This window comes from Limnoglobus sp., assembly GCF_059499385.1.
The window spans coordinates 116,876-139,130 of the sequence record NZ_JCABYM010000143.1; the positions used below are offsets into that span (position 1 = coordinate 116,876).

Consider the following 22,255-nt stretch of genomic DNA (forward strand, 5'->3'; position numbering starts at 1 on the left):
ATCTTCGCGTCCGGGTTCCATTTTCCCGTGCGATATTTTCCGTGTACGATAACCCCACGGTCTCGAATCCCACCCGCCGTGTTCGCTCGTTCTCCCCGGAGCGTGCCCCCTTGAACCGCTTCGTTCTCCCGGCCGGGTTGTTGGCCCTCGCCGTCGGCTATCTCTCGTCTGGCCCGCGCCCCGCCACGACCGCGGCCGACCCCGCCGACGACTACGCCAAGACCGTCCGCCCGCTCGTCACCCGGTACTGCCAGAACTGCCACTCGGACAAGCGGCAGGAGGCGGACGTGAATCTGCAGACGTTCGCGACGCTCGCCGACGTGCGGAAGGGCACGAAGGTGTGGCAGAAGGTGGCCGAGATGCTCGACTCCGGCCAGATGCCGCCGCCGGAAGCGAAGCAGCCCACCGACGACGAGCGGACGAAACTCAAGACGTGGGTGAAGGCGTTCCTCAAGGACGAGGCCCGCGCGCACGCCGGCGACCCCGGCCGCGTCGTGCTGCGGCGGCTGAGCAACGCCGAGTACACGTACACGCTCCGCGACCTGACCGGCGTGCCGGCGCTGACGCCGGCGAAGGAGTTCCCGGTAGACGGGGCGGCCGGGGAGGGGTTCACGAACACCGGCAATGCCCTCGTCATGTCGCCGACGCTGCTCACGAAGTATCTCGATGCCGCGAAGGGGGTCGCCGCCCATGCGGTCCTGCTGCCGGACGGCCTGCGGTTTTCACCGAGTGCCACCCGCCGCGACTGGACGAACGAAATCCTGGCGGACATCCGCGCGACCTACAACCGGTACACCGACGCCGGCGTCGGGTCGAAGGTCAGCCTGCAAGGGCTGGTATGGGACGGCAAGGAGGGCGGCCGGCTGCCGGTCGAGAAGTACGTCCGCGCCACGATCGTCGAGCGCGACGCGATCCGGGCGAACCGGAAGTCGCTCGACCAGGCGGCGAAGGACCACGGCTTGAGCGCGAAGTACCTCGCGGCCGTGTGGGACACGTTCACGACCGCGGAGCCGTCGCTTTTGCTGACGGACTTGCGGAAGCGGTGGGCCACCGCGACGCCGGACGACACGGCCGCTATCATGGCCGACATCGAGCGGTGGCAGGCGGCGCTGTGGAAGTTCAACAGCGTCGGACACATCGGAAAGCTGGACGGCCCGAAGGCGTGGCTCGAACCGGTGAACCCGCTCGTCCCGCGGCAGGACGTTCGGTTCAAGCTCCCGCCCGCGACCGGCGACGAGGTCCGCTTCTACCTCGCGGCGTCCGACGCCGGCGACGGCAACGACCCGGACTTCGTGACGTGGCAGCAGCCGAAGCTGCTCGCCGCGAACAAGCCGACGATCCTGCTGAAGGACGTGCGCGCCGTCGTGCAAGACCGCACCGCCCGCCGCACGAAGGCGTTGGAGAAAACCGCAGATTATCTCCGCGCCGCCGGCGAAGTCGCGGTGGCGAAGGCCAGTGTCGATCCGGCGACGCTTGCGAAGAAGCACGACCTGGACGAAGGCGTCCTGCGCGCGTGGCTGGCCTACCTCGGCGTCGGCGACGGCGGGTCGGTGGCGATTCAGAGCCACTTCAAGACGAAGCTGCCTCGCGTCGGCGGGTACGCGTTCATCAACGGCTGGGGCAGCCCGGAGACGCCGATGATTCTCGCGAACTCTTCGGACACACACGTGCGCATCCCCGGCAACGCGAACCCGCACTCGGTCGTGGTCCACCCGGCCCCGGAACTGCAAACCGCCGTCGGCTGGCAGAGCGCGACGACCGCGACGATGAGGGTCGAAGTGAAAGTGGCTCACGCGCATCCTGAGTGCGGTAACGGCGTGACCTGGGTGCTCGAACACCGCCGCGGCGCGACCCGCCGGCGGCTCGCCGCGGGGACCGCGCAGGGCGGCCGCGAGCAGAAGATTCCGGCCGTCGAGAAGGTCCTGGTGCGGCCGAACGACCTGATCGCGCTGCTGATCGGCCCGCGGGACGGCAACCACGCCTGCGACCTGACCGGCGTGAACCTCACGCTAACGGCCGGCGACAAGACGTGGGACCTGGCGAAGGACGTGTCCGGCGACATCCTCGCGGGCAACCCGCACGCCGACGCGCACGGCAACAAGGCCGCGTGGCACTTCTACACCGAGCCGGTGGCCGCGGCCGGCGACGCCGGGTTCGTCGTCCCGACGGATTCGATCCTCGACCGTTGGGTGAACGCTGACCAGCCCGGCGAGAAGGTGAAACTCGCGGAATCGTTTCAAAAAATGCTGCTCGGGCTCGCCCCTGCGAACGGCGACACGCCAGACGGCGTGTTATGCCGTCAACTCCGCTCCCTCTCCGGGCCGTTGTTCGGCAATCTCTCGCCGGCCGCGGACGTGAAACTCACCGAGACGAACGAGTGGGGCATCGACCCGGCCCTGTTCGGCAAGCACCCGGCCGGCGGCGCAGTGGACGCGAACAGCCTGTGCGTGAAGGCCCCAAGTGTTGTTGAAGTGCGGCTGCCCGCCGACCTCGCCGCCGGGTACGAACTCGTCACCGCCGGCGTTCCCGTTGGCGACGCCGCGAGCGTGCAACTCCGGGCGTCGGCCGCCAAGCCATCCACGACTTCGCTGGAGCCGGGCCTGCCGGTCCTCGTCGCCGAGAGCGGTCCCGCCCGTAAGCGTCTCGCGGCTCAGTTCGACCAGTTCCGCGACTTTTTCCCGCCCGCGGCCTGCTACACGAAGATCGTGCCGGTCGATGAAGTGGTCACGTTGACCCTCTACTACCGCGAGGACGACCGCCTCGCCAAGTTAATGCTGACGGACGCCGAGCGGGTGCGGCTCGACCGGCTCTGGGAGGAACTGCACTTCGTCAGCCAGGACGCGCTGACCAGCGTGGACGCCTTCCAGCAACTCATGGAGTTCGCCACCCAGGACAGCAACCCGAAGCTGTTCGAGCCGCTGCGGAAGCCGATCCACGACCGCGCGGCCACGTTCCGCAAGCAACTCGTGGACGCCGAGCCGAAACATCTCAACGCCGTCCTCGACTTCGCCGGCCGCGCATACCGTCGGCCGCTGACAGCGAAGGAGGGGGAGGAACTCACGGGCTTGTACCGCAAGCTCCGCGCGGAGTTGCCGCACGACGAGGCGATCCGGCTGACGCTCGCCCGCGTCCTTGTTTCGCCCGCGTTCCTCTACCGTATCGAGAAGCCGGGACCGGCGAAGGACGCCGTGGCGGTGACGGACGCGGAACTCGCTACCCGCCTCAGCTACTTCCTCTGGTCGTCCGCCCCCGACCCCGACCTGTGGGCCGCGAAGCCGACCGACGCGGGCGAGTCGGTGCGGCAGATCAAGCGGATGCTCGCCGACGGCCGCACCCGGCGGCTGGCGACCGAGTTCGCGTGCCAGTGGCTGCACGTCAATAACTTCGACCAACTGAACGAAAAGAGCGAGCGTCATTTCCCGACGTTCACGGCCCTCCGCGGCGACATGTACGAGGAGACGGTCCGCTTCTTCACCGACTTCTTCCAGAACGACCGGTCGGTCCTCGATTTGCTGGATGCCGACCACACGTTCGTGAATGAGTCGCTTGCCAAGCATTACGGCATCCCCGGCGTAACCGGCCCGGAGTGGCGGCGGATCGACGAAGCGAAGAAGCACGGCCGCGGCGGCATCCTCGGCCTCGCGACGACGCTCACGACGCAGTCCGGCGCGTCGCGGACAAGTCCGATCTTGCGCGGCAACTGGGTGTCCGAGGTGCTGCTCGGCGAGAAGTTACCGCGGCCGCCGAAGGACGTACCGCAGTTGCCGGACGACGAATCCGCGACGGCCGGGCTGACCGTCCGGCAGTTGGTCGAGAAACACACGACGGACCCGAAGTGTGCCGTCTGCCACAAGCGGATCGACGCCTACGGGTTCGCCCTGGAGCGGTACGACGCCATCGGCCGGCGGCGGGAGAAGGACCTCGGCGACCGGCCGATCGACACGAACGTGACGACGATGGACGGCGCGAAGTTCGACGGCATCGACGGCCTACGGACCTACCTCCTCACCACGCGGAAGGACGCATTCGTCCGGCAGTTCTGCAAGAAGCTGCTCGGCTACGCCCTCGGCCGCGGCGTGCAGTTGTCGGACGAGCCGCTGCTCGACGAGATGCAGGAGCGGCTCAAGGCGAACGGCTACCGCGTCGGCGTGGCGCTGGAAGCGATCGTCCGAAGCAAGCAGTTCCGCGAGATTCGCGGCAGCCAAAACACGACCGAAGACTAACCTTCAACCGAGGCAATCATGTCCACCCACGTTCTCTCCCGCCGGGCGATGCTCCGCGGCGTCGGCGTCACGATGGCCCTGCCGTGGCTCGAATCCGTCCGCGTCTGGGGCGACGAGCCGAAGGCGAAGGCGAGCGACGCCCCGGTCCGCGTCGCCGTGTTCTTCGCCGGGAACGGGTTCCACGGCAAGGAGTGGTGGGCCCGCGGCGAGGGCAACACGCTGGAGTTCGGCCAAGTCCTGAAGCCGCTCGCCGACCTCCGCGAGAAGACGACGTTCATCGGCGGCCTCTACAACGCCGAGGCCCTGAAGGGGAACATCCACAGCTCGCAGACCGGCAACCTGCTGTCCGGCGCGCCGCTCGCCTCCGGCGGCGACATCCGCTCCGGCACGAGTTTCGACCAACTCGTCGCGCAGACCTACGGCCGCACGACGAAGGTTCCGAGTCTCGTGCTGGCGTGCGAGGCGGCGAACCCGTCGGTCCACAAGAACTACTCGATGCTGTACAGCTCGCACGTCTCGTGGACCTCGCCGACGACGCCGACGCCGCTCGAACTCTACCCGGCCCTCGCGTTCGACCGGCTGTTCAAGGACGGCGCGCAGAAGGGGGACAAGAGCGTCCTCGACGCCGTCCTCGCCGACGCGAAGGACTTCCGCAAGGACATCAGCAGCGGCGACCAGCGGAAGCTCGACGAGTACCTCGACTCGGTCCGCGACGTGGAGCAGCGGATCGACACGGCCGGGAAGAAGGGCGAGTTGCAGGGCTGGCGGCCGACACTCACCAAGCCGAACATGCCACGGCCGAAGGACGGGCTGCCGCAGAACGTCGCCGACCACATGCGGCTGATGTGCGACATCCTCGTCCTCGGCTTCCAGACCGACACGACGCGGGTTTGCACGCTGAAACTGAACAACGACCACTCGTCGCTGCGGTTCCCGCACCTCGGCGTCGATTACATGATCCACCACCTTCTGTCCCACTCGGACACGGCCGACTGGCTGAAAGTCAACCAGTTCTTCGTCGAGCAGCTCGCCTACGTCGCGAAGAAGCTCGACGCCATTCAGGAAGGCGAGCGGACGGTGCTCGACAACTCGATGCTGCTGTTCCTGTCGAGCATGATGACCGGCAGCCACGACAACAGCCAACTGCCGGTCGTGATGGTCGGCCGCGGCGGCGGGCGGGTCGCCGGCGGCAAGGTGCTGAATTACCGCGACAAGCCGAACCGCCAGATGTGTCGGCTGTACCTGTCGATGATGGACAAGATGAACGTCCGCCCCGGCGCGTTCGGCGACGCGAAGGAGATGCTGAACGAACTGTAAGGCTTCAACAGCGAGTCGGTATCTTCAACCGCCTCCCGCGGCCGGACGACCTGCCGCGGGTTTCCCTTTTTCGTGGGGACGACCCCGCACCAACGCGAGGTGCGTTATGGGCTGGGTCTACCTCCTCTTCGCAGGGCTGTTCGAGATCGGTTGGGCGGTGGGGCTGAAGTACAGCCACGGGTTCACCCGGCTCTGGCCGAGCGTCGGCACGGTCGCCGCGATGGTCGTGAGCCTGTTCCTGCTCGGCGTCTCGCTCCGCACGCTGCCCATCGGCACGGCCTACGCCGTGTGGACCGGCATTGGCGCGGTCGGCACGGTACTGCTCGGCATCACGCTGTTCGGCGAGTCCGCGAGCGCGGCCCGGTTGATTTGCGTCGGGTTAATCGTTTTCGGCATCGTCGGGTTGAAGCTGACCGCGCCGGCCGTCAAACAAGGAGGAAATGATCGAATCGAAGGGCGGCCATAGTAGGCACACTCCGTGTGCCGTTTCCTTCCTGCCGCGAGCGCCTTCACGGAGTCGCTGCGACCCACAGCAAACGGCACACGGAGTGTGCCTACTACTTTGACCCGAAGCAGTAGAGCGTCCCTTTGTCGGTCCCGACGAGCACGCAGTCGGGGCCGACGGCCGGGGAGCCGGTCACGGCGCTGTCGAGGTTGATCTCTTGCACCTTCTTGCCGGTCTTCAGGTCCAGGACGTAGAAGTTGCCGTCGTTCGACAGGCAGCCGACGTACACCCGTTCGCCGACGACGACCGGCGACCCGTCCACCTGCCCGTCGGTCGTGAAGTCCCACCGCCCCGTGCCGAGCTGCCGGTCGATGGCGTACACCTTCTTATCCTGGCTGCCGATGACGACGAGCTTCTCCGTCGTCGCGGCCGAGGCGTAAAACGGCTGCTGCCGCCGCGGGGCCTCGAACGTCCAGACCTTCTTCATGTTCTTCAGGTCGATGGCCACCACCTGCGACTTGCCCATCGTTCCGAAGTACGCGAAGTCGCCGACCACGGATGGCGTCGCGGCCGCCTGGTCGTCGAGGTTCACTTGGCCGAGTTCCTTGCCGGTCTTGGCGTCGAGGACGTGAAAGATGCTGTCGCACCCGGCCACGAACGTCCGGTCGCCGACGACCGTGGGCGTGCCGTTCGACCCGCCGTCGATCGGGAACTCCCACACCTTCTTGCCGTCCGGCCCGACGCAGTAGAGCGGGATGTCGCGGGAGCCGAGCAGCACGTTCTCGCCGTGGAAGTTGACGCCGGACTTGATCGCCCCCTCGACGGCGAACTCCCAGACCGGCTTGCCGTCCGCGGCCGTCAGGCAGACGAGCTTGCCGTCGGTCGTGCCGACGTACACCCGGTCCTTGCGGACGGCCGGCGACGCGGACACGGTGGACCCGAGCGGGGCCTTCCACTTTTGTTGGCCGGTCTTCAGGTCGATGGCGTAGACGTGCTTGTCCGCCGAGCCGACGTAGACGACGCCGTTCACGATGGCGACCGCACCCTCGATGGCGTTGCCGGTCTTGAACGTCCACCGCTCCTGGAGTTGGTCCGGCAGCTTCGCGTTCGCCACCCCGACGCCTTCCGGCGTGCCGCGGAAGACGGGCCAGTCGTCGGCCGTGAGGGGGATGAAGGGGATTGAAAGGAGCGCGAGCGAAAGGAGGAAGCGGGTCATCGGGTCACCACGCGGCACGGTAGATTTCCAGGATTTCCGGCTCGCCGACGGTCCGCGGGTTGAACCGGGCCGTCCACTGCTGGTTCGCCTCGTGCGCCAGCAAAGGGAGGATACCGTCGTTCACGTTCGCCTCTTTCAGCGAGGTCGGCAGCCCGGCGGCCTTGACGAGGGCCGTAATCCGCTTCGCGAGAATCTCCGCCGGCGGCTCGTGGTTGTCGAGCTTCGCCTCGCCGACGAGTTGGGCGTAGAGGGGGTGCGCGGCCGGGGCGTTGAACCGGACCACGTGCGGCAGCATGAGGCCGATGGCGACGCCGTGGGTGATGCCGTAGTGGGCCGTCAGCGGGTTCGCGCAGCTGTGGCAGACGCCGAGCATCGCCGCCTCGATGGCCATGCCCGCGAAGTGCGAGCCGAGCTGCATCGCGGCGCGGGCGGGCAAGTTGTCGGGTTCGCGGAGGACCGTCTCGAAGCTCGATTCGAGGTGCTTCCAGGCGGCGAACGAATACGTGCGGGACATCGGGTTTGCCTTCGTGCAGACGAACGACTCGACGGCGTGCGCGACGGCGTCGATGCCGGTGACGGCGGTGACCGTCCGCGGCTGCGAGAGCGTCACCTCCGGGTCGAGGATCGAGACGCGGAACGCGGCCTTCTTGTCGCCGCAGGCCATCTTCATGTGCGACGAGGCGTCGGTGATGAGGGCGTAGCTCTGGGCCTCGCTGCCGGTCCCGGCCGTCGTCGGCACGCCGACGCTCGGGAGCATCGGCTTCGTCGCCTTGTCGTGCCCCTTGTAGTCGGCCATCCGGCCGCCGTTCGTGTAGATGAAGTTGATCCCCTTCGCGCAGTCCATGCTCGACCCGCCGCCGACGGCGACGATCAGGTCAGCGCCGGCCGCCAGCGCCGTCGCGACGCCGTCGGCTACCTCTACCTCGGTCGGGTTCTCCTTGACGCGGTCGAAGACGGTGACGTGAAACCCGGCCGCGCGGAGCGACGCCTCTGCCCGGTGCGGGTGGCCGGCCTTCTCCAGCCCCGGATCGGTGACGAGCAGCACCCGCGACCCCGGCAGCGACCGCGTGAGTTCGCCGAGCCGGTTCAGCCCGCCGGCCTCGAACACGACCCGGCCGAGCGGCTGAACGTCAAACGCCTGCGGTGTGGCCATCGGCGATCTGGAGGGCGCGTTGTTTGTAGAGGTGGGTGAAGAGGTTGCCTTCATGCGGCTGGTCCCAGGTCAGCCGATTGGTCGGCAACGGCCCGATGTTGAGGCGGTCGATGTTCCCGCACGCCATCGCCTCGCCGACGAACCCGGCGTCGTTGGTGAGGACGGTCGCCGCGAGGGTGTAGCCGATGCGCTTCAGCACGTCGGCCTGCGGGCATTCTATCACGCTCGCGTAGGGGAACAAAAACTCCTTGTTCGCCAGCGGGTGCTCCGGCGTCTCGCACCGGACGATGGTGGGCAACAGGTACGCGAGCCGGCCGTCCTTCACCAGCCGCGGCGTGCCGCGGAATTTCTCGGTCACGTCGGTCGCGCCGGGCGTCTTCAGCGACTCGTCGATCAGGTTGTTGATCGCCTCGCCGACCTCCGGCTTGGCGAACGCGCTGATCTCGCACGCCGGGTCGTCCCACGGCCGCGGCTTCACGCCGGCCAGCTTCTTCGCCAGCGCGTCGGCGATCTTGTCCGCGTTCTTCGGCGTCCACACGGCCGAGGCGTTCACGCACGCCCGGCCGCCGTTCGCCGCGATGGCCTCCACGAGCATGTCGAGGTACTTCTCGTAGTTGTCGGCCTCGTCCTCGCCGAAGATGATCTTGCTGTACCCGGTCCCGTGGATCTCGACGCGGTGGTCGTTCTTGTACGGGGCCATCGTCCGGTCGTCGCCGAACGCCATCGACCGGCCGCACAGCCGGAGGATGTCCCCGGCCCCGGCGTGGTCGGCCGGTAGGAAGCCCAGGACGTGGGCCGGGATGCCGGCCTTGAGGAACGCCTGGAGGACGCGGTACGGCGTCCACGGCTCCTCGCGGCCGGGCTTGAGCAACAGCGGGATCTTGAACGCGAGCGTCGGCACCCACAGCGAGTGGACGCCCGGCGAGTTCGACGGCAGCACGGCCCCGAACACGTCGGTCGCCGGGAAGAACGCCTGCATCCGGCCGTTCTTCCGCGTGTACCCCTTGTCGAGCGCCTCCAGGTCCAACCCGCGGGTGAGGCCGCCGATGACTTCCTCGATGTTACTGAGGACGTAGTGGACCTTGCGAGCGTTCCGGTCGCAGAAGACCATCGGCGAGCCGGTCGTGGCGGACAGGTTCCGCACGTAGTCGGCGAACGTCAGCTCCGCGTCGCCGCACGGCAGCGTGCCGTTGAGGAAGTAGTCCGCGGCCTTCTTGTACATCGCGAGGATGTCGCGGATGGGAATCGCGGCGAGGTCCTTGCGGGCGCGCTCGCACGTCCCGATGTCGCGGGAAATCTGGCTGCCGGTGACCTGGCTGACCTCGGCGACCGGCTCGCCGGTGACGTGGTGGACGAGGGTGGCCTTATCGAGGCTGGTGTACGGCTTGCCGAACCGGAGCGCGGGGATGCGGATCATCGTCGGGGGGTCCTGGGTTTCTTCTTCGAGTGCTTACTCAGTAATTCTACCGCCCAGTCCGCGTCGGGCTTACGCAGGCCGACGGACGGGGGCGAAGCGTAGTCGATGCGATTCTCGTACCCGGCATCGGCGTAGGCCCGGTTGAGGCAGGCGCGGAGGTCGAGGGCGATCTCTCCGTGCTTCGGCTTCAACGGAATCGGGAGTACCGGCATGGGGTCGCGGACGGTGAAGGCCCACAACGAGGCCCGCGGGTATCGGTTGGCCCGGCTGACGAGGGCGTAGTAGTCCGCCTGCGGCCGCGGCCGACCGACGGGCACGCGCTCGCCGTCCAGCAGGAGGTCGATTTCGACAAGGTTCGTTCCGGTGGCGAGGTACTCGTCCCGCTTAAACAAGTAACTGTCGCGGTCCTCACCGGGCTTCTTGTTGGATGGGCTGAGGACTTCGATAACCGACACGAGTCGGTTGCCCGGTTGATCGACGACTTTCAAAAACTTGTGTGCCTTCTTCTTGGCTAGCTTCGCCATCATGACTTCGTTCGTCGGCTTCGTCACCCGGCTCGGCTTGGCTGCGACAGCCGTAACGCCGGTTTCCGCGACGTATGCGTCCGGATACCCGAACGGTTGCCGGTCGTCCGCGTCCTCCTCCTCGACCCAGACGTGCTGTTCCACGTCCGCGTAGTAGCCGTCCGGTAAGTAACTGGTCAGCGCCGCGCCAATCGCGACGATGAATCGCGTGTGAAAGCCCGACCAGAAGGCCGGGTCTTCCAGGTACGGGTCCATTCCGGGGAACGGCGACGGCATCGGGCCACCTTTAGTACACGCCGACGACCGTGGACCCGGCGATCTCCGAGAACGGCCGCACGCCGCTGACGCCGTCCCACGGGTACTTCTCGAACGGCTTCTCCCGCTCCCCCTCGTCCCGCTCCGGGAACCGCGGCACGAAGAACTCCTTCGTCAGCGTCGTCAGCAGCACCCGGCCGGTCCCGCCGTAGGGGACGATCTCGTCGTAGTTCTTCGGGTTCACCACCTGGATGACGGCCCGCGGCTGCGGGGCGTAGTACGTGATCTTGAACCCGTCGTCCGGGCCGATCGGCTTCGAGCACGCCAGCCCCATGAGCGTGTTGCCGTAGGTCGGCGTCATGTACACGTCGCCGTTGTCCAGCATCTCCTCGTAGGCTTCGCGGGTGAACTGCGGGGTGAACTCCGTGCCGCCGGAGAAGATGCCGACGATGCCGGTGCTCTTGATCGACCGCAGCCCGCCGGCCGGGACCGGCTTGCCGAGTGACCGGTACTTGTCCTCCAGCTTGCCGGCCCGTAGCGCCTCGTCGAGCGCGGCGAGAAGCTTCGGCGTCGTGAACATGCACTTGATCTCGTGGCCGCCGGCGAGGACCGTCAGCGCCTGGTCGATGCAGTGCTCCTTGTACGCATTCGCCTCGGAAATCTTCCGGTCCTTGATGCACTTCACGACCCACCGCGGGTCGAGGTCCACGGCGAAGCAGATGCCGCCGCGGTACTGGGCCAGGTGCTCGATCGCCAGCCGCAGCCGCCGCGGGCCGGACGGGCCGAGCATCAGCCAGTTGCTCCCCCGCGGGAAAGCCTTGTCCGGCAGCGTGTCGGACATCATCTCGTAGTCGATCTTGAAGTCGTCGATGACGATCCGCGACTTCGGCAGCCCGGTCGTGCCGCCGGTCTCGAACACGTAGACGCCGCGGTTCGCGAACGCCTTCGGCACCCACTTCCGGACCGGGCCGCCGCGGAGCCACTCGTCCTCGAAAATCGGGAACCGCTTAATGTCGTCGAACGACTTCACGTCGGTCAGCGGGTTGAAGTCGAAGGACTTCGCCTTCTCCAACCAGAACGGCGTGCCGGTCTCCGGGTTGAAGTGCCACTTCACCGTCTCGACGAAGTGCGCGTCGAGCTGCTTCTTGGCGTTCGCGATCTTTTCGTCGAGCGACCCGCCGGTCACGGGCGTCGGCTTGCCAGGCGTATCGGGTAACACGGGTGTGCCCTTGTGGGAGGATGTCTTGCTATTGATAGGTCCGCAGCCGCGGCCGAAGTCTAACGGAATCCGCCCGCGAATCGCCGGGATTCGCGGGCGGTTCACGGTTACTTCTTTTTGAAGGCGGACACCGACTTCTCGGTCATCACGTACAGCACGCCGTCGGCCACGACCGGGGTGCTGCGGACGGCCGCGTCGAACTCGACCTTCGCGAGTAAGAACTCTTTCTCGATCTCCTTCCGCATCTCCTGCGTCTTCGTCCGCAGGTCCTTGTCGTCGGCCGCCTCGATCGTCAGCTCGTTGATCGTCTTCGGCGTCTTCGCGTGCTTGAACACGAAGATTTCGCCGCCTTCCGTCGCGAGGTAGACCTTGCCGTCCACGTAGTACGGCGACCCCCAGATCGCGCCCTTCGTGTCGTACTGCCAGAACTGCTTGCCGGTCTTCGCGTCCAGGCAGTGCAGCTGGCCCTGCAGCTCCGAGATGTACACGACGCCGTCCACGATCGCGGCCGTGCTCATCGTCCGGCCGAAGACGAAGTCGCGGGACGCGACCTTCCGCTTCTCCGGCCCGCCGAAGTGCCACACGACGGCGGAGTTCGGGTTCGGCTTGCCGGTCATGACCTCCTTGCCGTCGGCCGTCTTCTCGACCTTGTCCACGACCTCCGGCGAGATGTCCCCCTTCTTCCCGGCCGGGTCGATGCACCAGAAGTGCGAGATGCCGGTGAAGTGCTCCGGGTCCTGGCCGAGGCCGATGAACACCTTGCCGTCGTGGACGACCGGCGTGCCGACGAAGTCGTTCCGCGTCCCGGTGCCGCCGAGGTCGTAGACGGCGCTCTTCGGGTTGGCGTCGAACTTCCAGATGATCTCGCCGCTGGCCGGGTCGAAGCTGTACAGGTAGCCGTCGCCGCCGGGGAAGATCACCTGCTTGACGCCGCCGATCTCCCCGTACACGGCGTTCGACCACTGCCCGTGCATGATGTCCTTGCCGGGGACGTTGCTCTTCCACTTCAACTTGCCGGTCTGCTTCTCGACGCAGACGAAACTCGGGGCCTGCGGCGTCGGGATGTTGATGTGGTTCTCGTCCACGCCGTTGGCCGTGACGACGTAGACGTAGTCGCCGACGACGAGCGGGCTGCACGCCGCCATGTTGTGCGGGAAGACGTTCTGCTCCCCGATCATGTCGTACTCCCAGATGATGTCCGCGTCCGTCTTGTCCTTGTACTTCTCGGTCGTGACGCCCTGGTTGCCGTCCGCGAGGCCGTTCACGTCGGCGCAGACGAGTGTGCAGCGGTTGCTGACGTAGTAGACGCGATTCCCCTCGACGAGCGGGGTGGAGCAGATGCCCTCCTTCGGCCAGTCGTTGACCTGGCCGGACGGGAGCTTGTCGTGGACGGCCTGCCAGAGGAACTCGCCGGTCTTCTGGTCGAAGCACATGAGGTTGCCCTTGTCGATCGGCTCCTCCTCGCCGTCGGCGTTCTTCCGCACGTCCCGCTTGTTCCGCGGCTTCTCGTTGTTCGTGCCGACGAACACCTTGCCGCCGGCGATGATCGGCCCGCCGTAGGCCCGCGACCCGAGTTCCGCCGTCCAGAGTTGCTCCGGCCCGCCCTGTTCCGGCTTCTCGACGACGTTCTTGTCCACGAGGTTGACGAAGTTCCGGTCCGGCGTGCCGCCGAACATCGTGACCTCGCTGCCGCCGGCCTTGACCGCCACGTCGGCCTTCACGGCCTTCGCGTCGGCCGGCGTCGGCTTGGCGTCGTCTAACTTCTTCGGCTTCGCGTCCGGCGTCGGCTCGGCCTTCGCCTCCGGCTTCATCGGGCCCGGGGCCGGCGTCGAGACGGGGACCTTCGCGTCAACCTTCGCCGTGTCGTCCTTTTTCAAATCGGCCTTCGCCACCTCGGCCGGTTTCGCGTCGGCCTTCGGGGGAATGCCCTTCATCGCGACGTACCCGACCCCCGCTACCGCGCCGAGCGAGAGGAGGGCCGCCGCCAGCGTTCGTATCGCCTTCATGTGTTCGTCTCGTGTGGTTCGGGGTCGGGTTACTTCTTGGCGTTCGGGGTGACTTTGAGGTTGTCGTAGTAAATGTCCGAGCCGGGGGCCGTCGTCCCGTCGTCCTTCGCCTGCATGTTCGTGACGTACCCGTACAACGCGGCCGCGCCTTCCGTGTTCGGCAGCGGGTCGTCGAATTCGATGGTCCACTTCTCCGGCTCGGGCTTGCCCTTCTCCCAGACCTTGCCCTTGATGCTGCCGCCTTTTCCGCCGGGTGTGACGGTGAACTTCGCGGCGTACCAGACGCCCGGCTTCCAGTCGAACTCGATGGCCTTGTTCACCCGCAGTCGGGCCTCCCACGACACGATGCTGAGCGTCCGCTTGTTGTTGAATCCGGGGTCGGGCTTTCCTTCGAGGACGAGTAGGTAGCGGCTGTTGATCACGCCCATGTCCGGCAGCTGCCCGCGGACCTCGGTGCCTTGCAGGTCGCACTCGATGGTGTAATCGGCGGCGGCCGGGCCGGTGATGTACCCGTTGGCCCGCGCGAACGGCGGGCGGCTGTCGGTGTTCACCTTCGCGAGCACCTTGTTCTTCTTCCCGCCGTCGTCGATCTCCTTCACGAAGTATTTCGCGTTCGCGTTCACCCACCCGCCGGGGGCGACGTTCACGGGGACCTTCTCGAAGTCGTTCGCGTAGGGAAGCTGAGGCACGACCCGGACGCGGGCGAGCGGGGCGGTCAACTTCCCGACCTTCGCCGCGACGTACCCCTGCTGGCTCGGCGTCTTGTCGATCACGACGGCCGCCGTCGCGCCGCCCGGCTTCAGTTCGGCCTTCAGCGCCGGCGGCGTCGGCTGGCCCATCGGGACCGGCGGCACGGCCAGCGTCCACTCGACCTTCGCGTCGGCCGGTGCCTTCACCTCGCGGCCGTTCGCGTCCATGAACACCACCTTCAGGGCGAGTTCCTTGCCCGGCGCGACCGCGACTTCGGCCGGGAAGATGCGGATCGACGCCGGGGCCGCGGCCTCGTTAAACGGCGTCTCCGCGGTCGCGGCCGCGGCGCTCTTGGCCTCCGCCGGCCTCGCTCCGGCCTCGCCGATGCAGTACGTGAAGTCGCGGGTGGAGAAGTACAGCCGGCCGTTCACGGCGATCGGCGTGCCGTGCGTCTCGACGAACCCGGACCCGGCCGCCACCCGGAACGGGATGACGTTCAGCTCGACGGGCGGCTTTTTGCCCTTCAGTTCCAGCACGGCCAGCTTCGCGTTCACGTCGAAGATAAACAGCTTGCCGTCCACGACGAGCGGCGCGCCGCGGGAGACCGTGCCGAACTTGTACGTCCAGAGGCCGTCGCCGGTCTTCGCGTCGAAAGCGTACAACTCGCCGGCGTCGTCCGGCAAGTAGAGGATGCCGTCCGCGATGGCCGGCGACGCGAGGCCGAACCGCACGCCCTGCCGGCTGCCGCCGGTCGCGAGCTTGATCCGCTTCGTCTCCCACACCAGCTTCGGCTGCTTCGTGCTCGGGTTCACCTGCGCGGCGTCCACGCAGATGACCTTGCCGATCGGCCCGCCGCCGAGGTTCTCTTCACCGTGCGAGATGAAGACGTGGTTGCCGCTGACGACCGGCGACGGGTTCACCACGCCGGCCCCGAAGGCGTAGGACCAGACGTGTTCGCCGTTGCGGACCTTGAGCGCGTGGACCGCGCCGTCCGCCCCGCCGGTGATGAGCAACCGCTGGCCGTTGATGACTTCCACGACGGCGTTCGAGTAATACGTCCCCTTCATCATCCGCTGCGGGTTCGACACCTCCTGCCACCAGACGACCTCACCAGTCTTGCCGTCGAGGGCGAGATACCGGTTGCCGCCGCGGGCGTGGTTGCCCCACGACGAGTTCACGAACCCGACGATGACCAGCCCGCTGTCGAAGATCGGCGACGAGATCCGCCCGCCGTACCCGGTGATGCGGCCGAACTCTTCGGTCAGGTTCCGCTGCCACTTCACGTCGCCGGTCTTGGCGTCGAACGCGAAGACGTGCCCCTGCGTGCCGTGGCAGTAGACGAGGCCGGCCTCCGGGTCGGCCGTCAGGCTCGTCCACCCGAGGCGGCTCGACACGATGTCCGTGTGGAAGACGTTGAACTTCTTCTCCCAGACCTGCTCGCCGGTGGCCTCCTTCAGGCAAACGACCCGCTCGCCTTCCGTCAGCCCGCTGCCGGACGCGGTGATGAGGTAGAGGTGGCCGTTCATGACGAGCGGGGCCGACCGCCCGCCGACGTTCGACCGCCAGATCAGGCCGTTCTTGCCGACCTGGTTGACGCCGAAGCTGCCGGGGATGCCCTTCTCCGGCGAGAACCCGGTCTGGTCCGGGCCGCGCCAGTGAATCCAATCGGCCGCGGGGGTCGTCGCGGCCGCGACCAAGAGGGCCGCCAGTGCCGCGACGCGGGGGAGGGGGGATCGGGGTCCGGCCGACATTCGTGAGTCTCCTCGTGACGGGGTGCGGGCAGGTGGGGTCAACGTTTCACGACCAACCGCTTCGCCTTCATCTCGAACCGGGGCAGGCTTCCGGGCGGAAGCGTCGTCACCTGGGCGCGGAACAACAGTTCGTCCTGGATCGCCCGGCGGACTGAGGCGGCCACGTCCGGCGAGTCCGCCGCGGCCGGTTCCAGTTCCAGCCACAGGTCGGTCAGCGGGCCGGTGGTGTCGATCGTCAGCCGGTACTCCGCGACCTCCGGGAACCGCCGGACGATGGCCTCGATCGCCGCCGGGTAGACGTTGTTCCCGCGGACGTGGAACATCTCGTCCGCCCGGCCGAGGATGCCGCCCTCCAGCCGAGTCGTTGTACGAACTCCGGCCGCCGCCCGCACCAGGTCGCCGGTGCGGTAGCGGATGACCGGGCAGGCGATCCGCGTCAGGTTCGTCAGCACCAGCTCGCCGACCTCGCCGGGCGGGGTCGGGCCGCCGGTCGCGGGGTCGATGACCTCCGCATAGCACGCCTCGTCCAACACGTTCATGCCACCCGGCTCGTCGGGTAACTCCAGCGCGACCGGGCCGACCTCCGTGAGGCCGTAGTGGTCGATGACCTTCGCTCCCCACCCCGCCTCGATCCGCTGCCGCGTGGCCGGGATGTTCCCGCCCGGTTCGCCGGCGAGGATCAACAATCGCACGGCCGAGTCCGCAAGTCGGATGCCTTCCCGCTCCGCCACTTCCGTCAAGTGGTAGGCGTAGGTCGGGGTGGCGAAGACGACCGTGGCCGCGTGCTGGGTCAGGAACCGCAGCCGGGCGGTGCTGGTCATTCCGCCGCCGGACAGGACGCGGAACCCGGCCCGCGCCGCCCCCTCGAACCCGCTCCAGAAGCCCAGGAACGGCCCGAACGAGAACGGGAAGAACAACACGTCCGACCGGGTGAGGGCGAGGTCGCGGAAGACCGTTGCCCAGCAGTCGAGCACGGCCGACCAGCTCTCCGGCGTGTCGAGCCAGCAGAGGGGCGAGCCGGTGGTCGTGCCGGACGTTTGGTGGAACCGCGTGTACCGGTCGCGGGGGTCGGTGTGGTTCGTGCCGTAGGGCGGATTCAAGGCTTGGTCGCGGACGAACTCGGCCTTCGTCGTGAGCGGCAGCCGGCCGAAGTCGTCCCAAGCCGTCAGCACGGGAACCCGCCCGCCGTACTTCTCGCGATAGAACAGGTTGCCGTTCAATTCCGCGAACAGGTGGCGGACCCGGTCCCACTGGCGGGCGCGAAGGGCGGCGATGGCATCGCTCACGCGGTCACGTCCTCCGGCGGCGTCGAGGGCCAATACCCGGACCGGTCCGCCGCCTTACAAGTGCGAGTTACTTTTTCAGATCGAAGCAGTACAGGTAGTCGAAGTCGCGGAGGAACAGCTTCCCGTGCGCGACGACCGGGTGCGCCCAGATCGCCCCGCGGCCCTTGTTCGTCGGGCTGCGCTTCGGCAGCTTCAGCTTGCCGACGGCGTTGAACCCGGCGTCCGTCGCCTTGATGACGGTCAGGTCGCCCGACCGCTCCTCGTAACACAGGAAGTGGCCGTCCACGTAGGTGATCGACCCCTTGCCGATGCTCTTGTCCTTCCAGACCGGGGCGTCCTCCGCCTTCTTGAACGCGAAGCAGACCCACCCCTCCTTGTCGCTGTGGCCGTAGACGAAGTCGCCGAGCTGAATGACGCCGCCGTGGTGGTTCTGGACCGTCTCGTACTTGGTGTACACCTTCTCCGCCTTGACCGTGTCGCCGCTCGCGGACAGCTTGTAGCACTCGCACCCGGCCTGGTAGCCGGCAGTGAAGAACGCGTACCCGTCCGCGACGATCGGCGTCGGGATCACGGCCGTCTTCCTAGCGATCTCGCCGACCTTGAACATGAGCTTCCCGTCCTTCGCCCGGACGCCGAGGGCCGAGGTCATGGTCTGTTGGACGTAAATCCGGACGCCGCCAACGTCGGCCGCCACGACCGACGAGTAACCAGCCGCGTCGTTGAAGTCCTTGCACGCCCAAGCCGTCTTGCCGGTCTTCGCGTTGAGCGCGACCATGCCGGTCCCCTTGCCGGGGGTGCAGATCACGTTCTCGCCGTCGATCAGCGGCGACTCGCTGTAGCCCCACGTGGGGATCACGCCGCCGAAGTCCTTGACCAGATTTTTCCGCCAAACTTCCTTCCCGTCGGCCGCCTTCAGGCAGAGCAGGTCGCCGGTGGACCCGAGGCAGTAGAGGTGGTCGTTGGCGAACGTCGGGGTGGACCGCGGCCCGCCGCCCCACCCGTCGAGGAACTTGCCGGGGCTGGTCTTGAACGGCGTCCGCCAGACTTCCTTCCCGTCGGCCAATTTCAAGCAGAGGACGTGCTCGGCCGACCCGGCGGCGTTCGCGTCGCCGCCGAGGAGGAACACCTTGTCGCCGACGACGGTGGGCGACCCGTACCCGATGCCGACCTTCAGATTCTCCCACGCGACCGCCGGCCCGTTCTCCGGCCACCCGGCGATCAGCCCGGTTTCGGGCGACTTGCCGTCGCGGTTCGGGCCGCGCCACTGCGGCCAGTCGCCCGTGGAAGCGGTAGATGGGGCGGCCAGCGCGAACGCCGCGAGGAGCAAGGCGGAGGACATGAATCGACCTCAAGGAAGGAGTAGAGGCAGGTTACTGCATGATATAGGTCGCGCGGTTAGCCGGGCTAGGCCGGGGCGATGTGCCGGACGAACTCCGGCGTGACGTGCCGCACGGCCCCGTCCCCTTGGTCGAGTTCGAGGCCGTCGAAGCCCAGGTCGAGCAGCCGGCCGGCCTCGTGGGTGCCGTCCGCGAGTTCGACGACGACGTGCCGGCCGAGCAGCCCGAACCTCCACTTCCAGTCGGATTCCAGGGGAACCCGCTCCCCGTCGAGTAGCCGGGACCACTCGGCGTCGAGCTTCCTCACAACCGTCTCGGTCGCGGTGTGCAGGTCGAACTCGCGGTTGGAAAGAATGCCCAACGAGGTCGCGTCGAGCAGGTTCGCACTTGTGAAATCGGAATGAGACTGGTTCAGGTTCAACCCGAAGCCCACGACGGTCGCGCGTCGCTGCTCGATGAGGATGCCGCAGACCTTCTTGCCGCGGACGAGCAGGTCGTTCGGCCACTTGATGCGGGCCTGCACGCCGGTCAGCTCGCGGATCGCGTCGCCGACGGCCACGGCCGCCCACGCGGTCAAGATCACCGGGCGGTTCAGTTCCGCCGGCGGGCGGAGTGCGACGGACGCTAGGAGGGAGGCTTTCGGCCGGCTCTCCCAGACGCGGCCGTGCTGCCCGCGGCCGCGCGTCTGGTGACGCGCGACGACGAGCGTGCCGTCGTCGAAGTCGGCGGCCGTGTCGTTCGTGCTGGTTAGCGAGTCGAAGACGAGCACCTGCCGGCCGACGTGTCGGGTGTCGAACGTCCAGGTTTCGGTCGGCGGGGTCACGCGAGGAAGTCGAGGGCGATGTCGAGGGCGACGGCCGAGTGCGTCAACGCACCGACGCTGATCCGGTCCACGCCGGTCTCGGCGATGCCCCGGATGGTCGTCAGCGTCACGCCACCGGACGCTTCCAGCAGCGTCGCTGGCGACACGGCGTTTCGCTTCGCGACGGCCGCTCGCATCACGTCCGGCGGCATGTTGTCGAGCAGCACGATCTCCGGCTTCGCGGGCAGGACGCGGTCGAGTTGGTCGAGCGAATCGACTTCGACCTCGACGGCCAACCCCGCGTTGCCAGGGAAGGCGCGGGCCAGCTCGACGGCGCGCCGCACGTCGCCGCTGACGCCGGCGATGTGGTTGTCCTTGATGAGGATCGCGTCGTACAGCCCGATCCGGTGGTTCGTTCCGCCGCCCATGCGGACCGCGTACTTCTCCAACTGCCGCCAACCGGGGGTCGTCTTCCGCGTGTCGAGTACCAGAACCGGTAGACCGGCCACGGCGTCCGCGAACTTCCGCGTCTGCGTCGCGACGCCGGAGAGGCGCTGGATGAAGTTGAGGGCCGTCCGCTCGGCGACGAGGATGGCTTGCAGCGGCCCCGACACGCGGGCGATGGTCGTCCGCGGTTCGACCCGTTGGCCGTCGGCGATGAGCGACTCGAAGCGGAGGTCGCGGGAAACGGTTTCGACCACCATCGCGGCCGCCGGCAGGCCGGCGATGGTGCCGCCGCTCCGGGCGACGAACGCGGCCGTGGCCTGCTTGTCCGGCGGGATGAGCGCGAGCGTGGTGCGGTCGTTCGTCGTGCCGAGGTCTTCGGCCAGCGCAAGGTCCACCAACCGGCGGCAGGCGAGACTTTCGGACGCGGAGATACCACCGGGCATCAGCGCATCCCCGCGGCGGCGGTCGCCCGTTCGAGCGCTAGCGTCATCTGGCGGTCGGCGTCCGACTCGACGAGGTCCGGCAGCACGCCCTGGCGGTGGAGCGGCGTGCCGCCCGCGGTCAGCACCTTCGCTATCGTCAGCACGAGGGTGCCGGACCGCATCTTGTGGACGCCGCCCGAGTCCGCGCCGTCGGCGGCGGACAGCTTGAACGGGAACTGCACGACGCCCTTGCCGAAGCTCGGCATCCCGACGACCGTGGCCCGGCCGTGTTCCTTCAGCGCGCTCGCCACCACCTCGGCGGCGGACATCGTCTTCGTGTCGATCAGGACCGTCAGCGGCACGTCGAGGGCCATAATCCCACTTTCCGAAGAGAATACGCGGTCGGAAAACTCGGGAACCTGGGCCTCGGTCGTCGCGATGATGCCGGACGGCAAGAACCGCTCGGCCACCCGGACGCCGGCGAGGAAGTGCCCGCCGGTGTTGCCGCGGAGGTCGAGGACGAGCGACCGCAAGCCCTGGTCCTTCAGCCGCAGGATCGCGGCGTCGAGTTCCAACAGCGTCGCCTCGCCGAACGACGCGAGTTTGACGTAGCCGACGCCGTCCTTCGTGTTCAACATCGAGACTTGCCGCACGGTGGGCAGCGGCGTCGGCAGCCGCACCGGGACGGACATCAGCGTCTCGCCACCGAGGACCTCGATCTCGTGTGTGCCATCGAGCGGCTGGCGGAGGGCTTCGGTCAGGCCCACGGCCGTCGCCGGGGCGAGCGGGCGGCCGTTGACGCGGCCGATTCGGTCGCCGGTCCGCAGGGTCGTGTTCTGCGCCGCCCACGAGTCGGCCAGCACTCGCTCGATGACGAGGTTGCCGTCGCGGATCGCAACGACCAGGCCGTAACCGGCGAGTTCGGCGACGCCAGCCGTGTCGGACGGCGGCTGCGTCGGCGACAGGTAGACCGTGTACTCGTCCAGGCTGTTGCACGACCCGCAGAGCAGTTCGAGGATGATGGCTGAACTCGCCTTCAGCCCCAACTCGGTCTGCGCCGCCCGCGTCAGCTCCACTACGGCGGCCCGGGCCTCGCGGACGGTCTTCGGCGGCTGCGACTTCCAGAAGTCTTGCAGCGTCCGCCGGAACTTCGCCACCGTTGCGTCGCTCGCGGCGGGCAGGTAGTCTTTGCGGAACGTGCGGTTCGTCAGCGCCCGGTCGAACTCCTCGACGCCGCTGCCGAACAGCTTCGCCGGGGTCGCCCGGTCGCGGTCGGCGTGCAGCGTCGAGAGCTTGTCGAGGACCTCGGCGTACAGGTTCAGCGCGTCGGCCGACGACAGCGCGACGACGTGCTGCTGGAACAGCGGGTCGCGGTGGCGGCGGACTTGGGCCGCGTGCCGGTAGCAGGCGGTGATCTTGTCGCGGACTTCGGAAGTCTGCCGGCCGCCGAGGTACGCCTTCAGGTACAGTTCGAGCGCCCGCTCCCACTCGCTCGCCTTCTCGGCGACGGCGGCGCGGGTCAACAGCGTCTCGGCTGACTCGATCGGCTTGGGGGCGGCGGACGCAAACGCGACAAGGAGGAGAGAGGTCAACGTCGCGAGGGTTCGCACAGGTCGCCGCGTCGGCATCGTGGACCCCGGTTCGGAAGGAAAGATCAAAAAGTGACCTGGGGTGATGATAAACCACACTCGGCCGGCGGGTCAAACATTCCGTTACCGATCCGTGACCTGACTGCCAGAACGGCA

At 67.7% G+C, this 22,255-nt stretch carries 15 protein-coding genes; 3 read left to right on the forward strand and 12 right to left on the reverse strand.

Translation table 11 applies throughout. The features are described 5' to 3' along the window. Window positions 1-110 precede the first annotated feature (110 nt). From AC5JJ2_RS24900 to sugE, 3 genes are all read left to right on the forward strand, one after another. Entirely contained in the window at window positions 111-4,223 is a 4,113-nt protein-coding gene (locus tag AC5JJ2_RS24900) for a DUF1592 domain-containing protein (protein ID WP_495860751.1), read from the forward strand. A gap of 18 nt (window positions 4,224-4,241) precedes the next feature. Then, complete coding sequence (locus AC5JJ2_RS24905; protein ID WP_495860752.1) at window positions 4,242-5,540, forward strand: DUF1552 domain-containing protein; 1,299 nt, start codon at window positions 4,242-4,244, stop codon at window positions 5,538-5,540. Between the two features lie 106 nt (window positions 5,541-5,646). Next, window positions 5,647-6,006 carry a quaternary ammonium compound efflux SMR transporter SugE gene (gene sugE, locus AC5JJ2_RS24910; RefSeq protein ID WP_495860753.1) on the forward strand — a complete coding sequence of 120 codons (360 nt, stop codon included), beginning with the start codon at window positions 5,647-5,649 and terminating at the stop codon, window positions 6,004-6,006. A 91-nt stretch (window positions 6,007-6,097) separates the two neighbouring features. Here the strand turns inward: sugE and AC5JJ2_RS24915 are convergent, their stop codons facing one another. From AC5JJ2_RS24915 to AC5JJ2_RS24970, 12 genes are all read right to left on the reverse strand, one after another. Continuing rightward, entirely contained in the window at window positions 6,098-7,201 is a 1,104-nt protein-coding gene (locus tag AC5JJ2_RS24915; RefSeq protein WP_495860754.1) for an outer membrane protein assembly factor BamB family protein, read from the reverse strand. Window positions 7,202-7,205: 4 nt separating this feature from the next. Then, window positions 7,206-8,354, reverse strand: a complete 1,149-nt coding sequence (locus AC5JJ2_RS24920) for an iron-containing alcohol dehydrogenase (protein WP_495860755.1) — start codon at window positions 8,352-8,354, stop codon at window positions 7,206-7,208. Next, on the reverse strand, window positions 8,332-9,771 hold the full coding sequence (locus AC5JJ2_RS24925; RefSeq protein WP_495860756.1) for an aldehyde dehydrogenase family protein: 1,440 nt from the start codon (window positions 9,769-9,771) through the stop codon (window positions 8,332-8,334). Before AC5JJ2_RS24925 ends, AC5JJ2_RS24920 begins: the two co-directional genes overlap by 23 nt. After that, window positions 9,768-10,571 carry a DUF4058 family protein gene (locus AC5JJ2_RS24930; protein ID WP_495860757.1) on the reverse strand — a complete coding sequence of 268 codons (804 nt, stop codon included), beginning with the start codon at window positions 10,569-10,571 and terminating at the stop codon, window positions 9,768-9,770. Before AC5JJ2_RS24930 ends, AC5JJ2_RS24925 begins: the two co-directional genes overlap by 4 nt. A gap of 10 nt (window positions 10,572-10,581) precedes the next feature. Beyond that, on the reverse strand, window positions 10,582-11,769 hold the full coding sequence (locus AC5JJ2_RS24935) for a hypothetical protein (RefSeq protein ID WP_495860758.1): 1,188 nt from the start codon (window positions 11,767-11,769) through the stop codon (window positions 10,582-10,584). Between the two features lie 107 nt (window positions 11,770-11,876). Beyond that, the gene (locus AC5JJ2_RS24940) at window positions 11,877-13,775 is read right to left on the reverse strand and encodes an outer membrane protein assembly factor BamB family protein (protein ID WP_495860759.1); all 1,899 of its coding nucleotides are present in this window, start codon (window positions 13,773-13,775) and stop codon (window positions 11,877-11,879) included. A gap of 29 nt (window positions 13,776-13,804) precedes the next feature. After that, window positions 13,805-16,216, reverse strand: a complete 2,412-nt coding sequence (locus AC5JJ2_RS24945) for a PQQ-like beta-propeller repeat protein (RefSeq protein WP_495860760.1) — start codon at window positions 16,214-16,216, stop codon at window positions 13,805-13,807. 38 nt (window positions 16,217-16,254) lie between these two features. Then, complete coding sequence (locus tag AC5JJ2_RS24950; protein ID WP_495860761.1) at window positions 16,255-17,502, reverse strand: phenylacetate--CoA ligase family protein; 1,248 nt, start codon at window positions 17,500-17,502, stop codon at window positions 16,255-16,257. Between the two features lie 67 nt (window positions 17,503-17,569). Continuing rightward, on the reverse strand, window positions 17,570-18,841 hold the full coding sequence (locus AC5JJ2_RS24955; RefSeq protein ID WP_495860762.1) for a PQQ-binding-like beta-propeller repeat protein: 1,272 nt from the start codon (window positions 18,839-18,841) through the stop codon (window positions 17,570-17,572). A gap of 65 nt (window positions 18,842-18,906) precedes the next feature. After that, window positions 18,907-19,662, reverse strand: a complete 756-nt coding sequence (locus AC5JJ2_RS24960) for a biotin--[acetyl-CoA-carboxylase] ligase (RefSeq protein WP_495860763.1) — start codon at window positions 19,660-19,662, stop codon at window positions 18,907-18,909. Continuing rightward, window positions 19,659-20,531, reverse strand: a complete 873-nt coding sequence (gene nadC, locus AC5JJ2_RS24965) for a carboxylating nicotinate-nucleotide diphosphorylase (protein WP_495860764.1) — start codon at window positions 20,529-20,531, stop codon at window positions 19,659-19,661. The genes AC5JJ2_RS24960 and nadC overlap by 4 nt, the downstream gene beginning before the upstream one ends. Beyond that, a complete protein-coding gene (locus AC5JJ2_RS24970; protein WP_495860765.1) occupies window positions 20,531-22,102 on the reverse strand; it encodes a S41 family peptidase in 1,572 nt (523 codons plus the stop codon). Before AC5JJ2_RS24970 ends, nadC begins: the two co-directional genes overlap by 1 nt. Window positions 22,103-22,255: the final 153 nt, after the last annotated feature.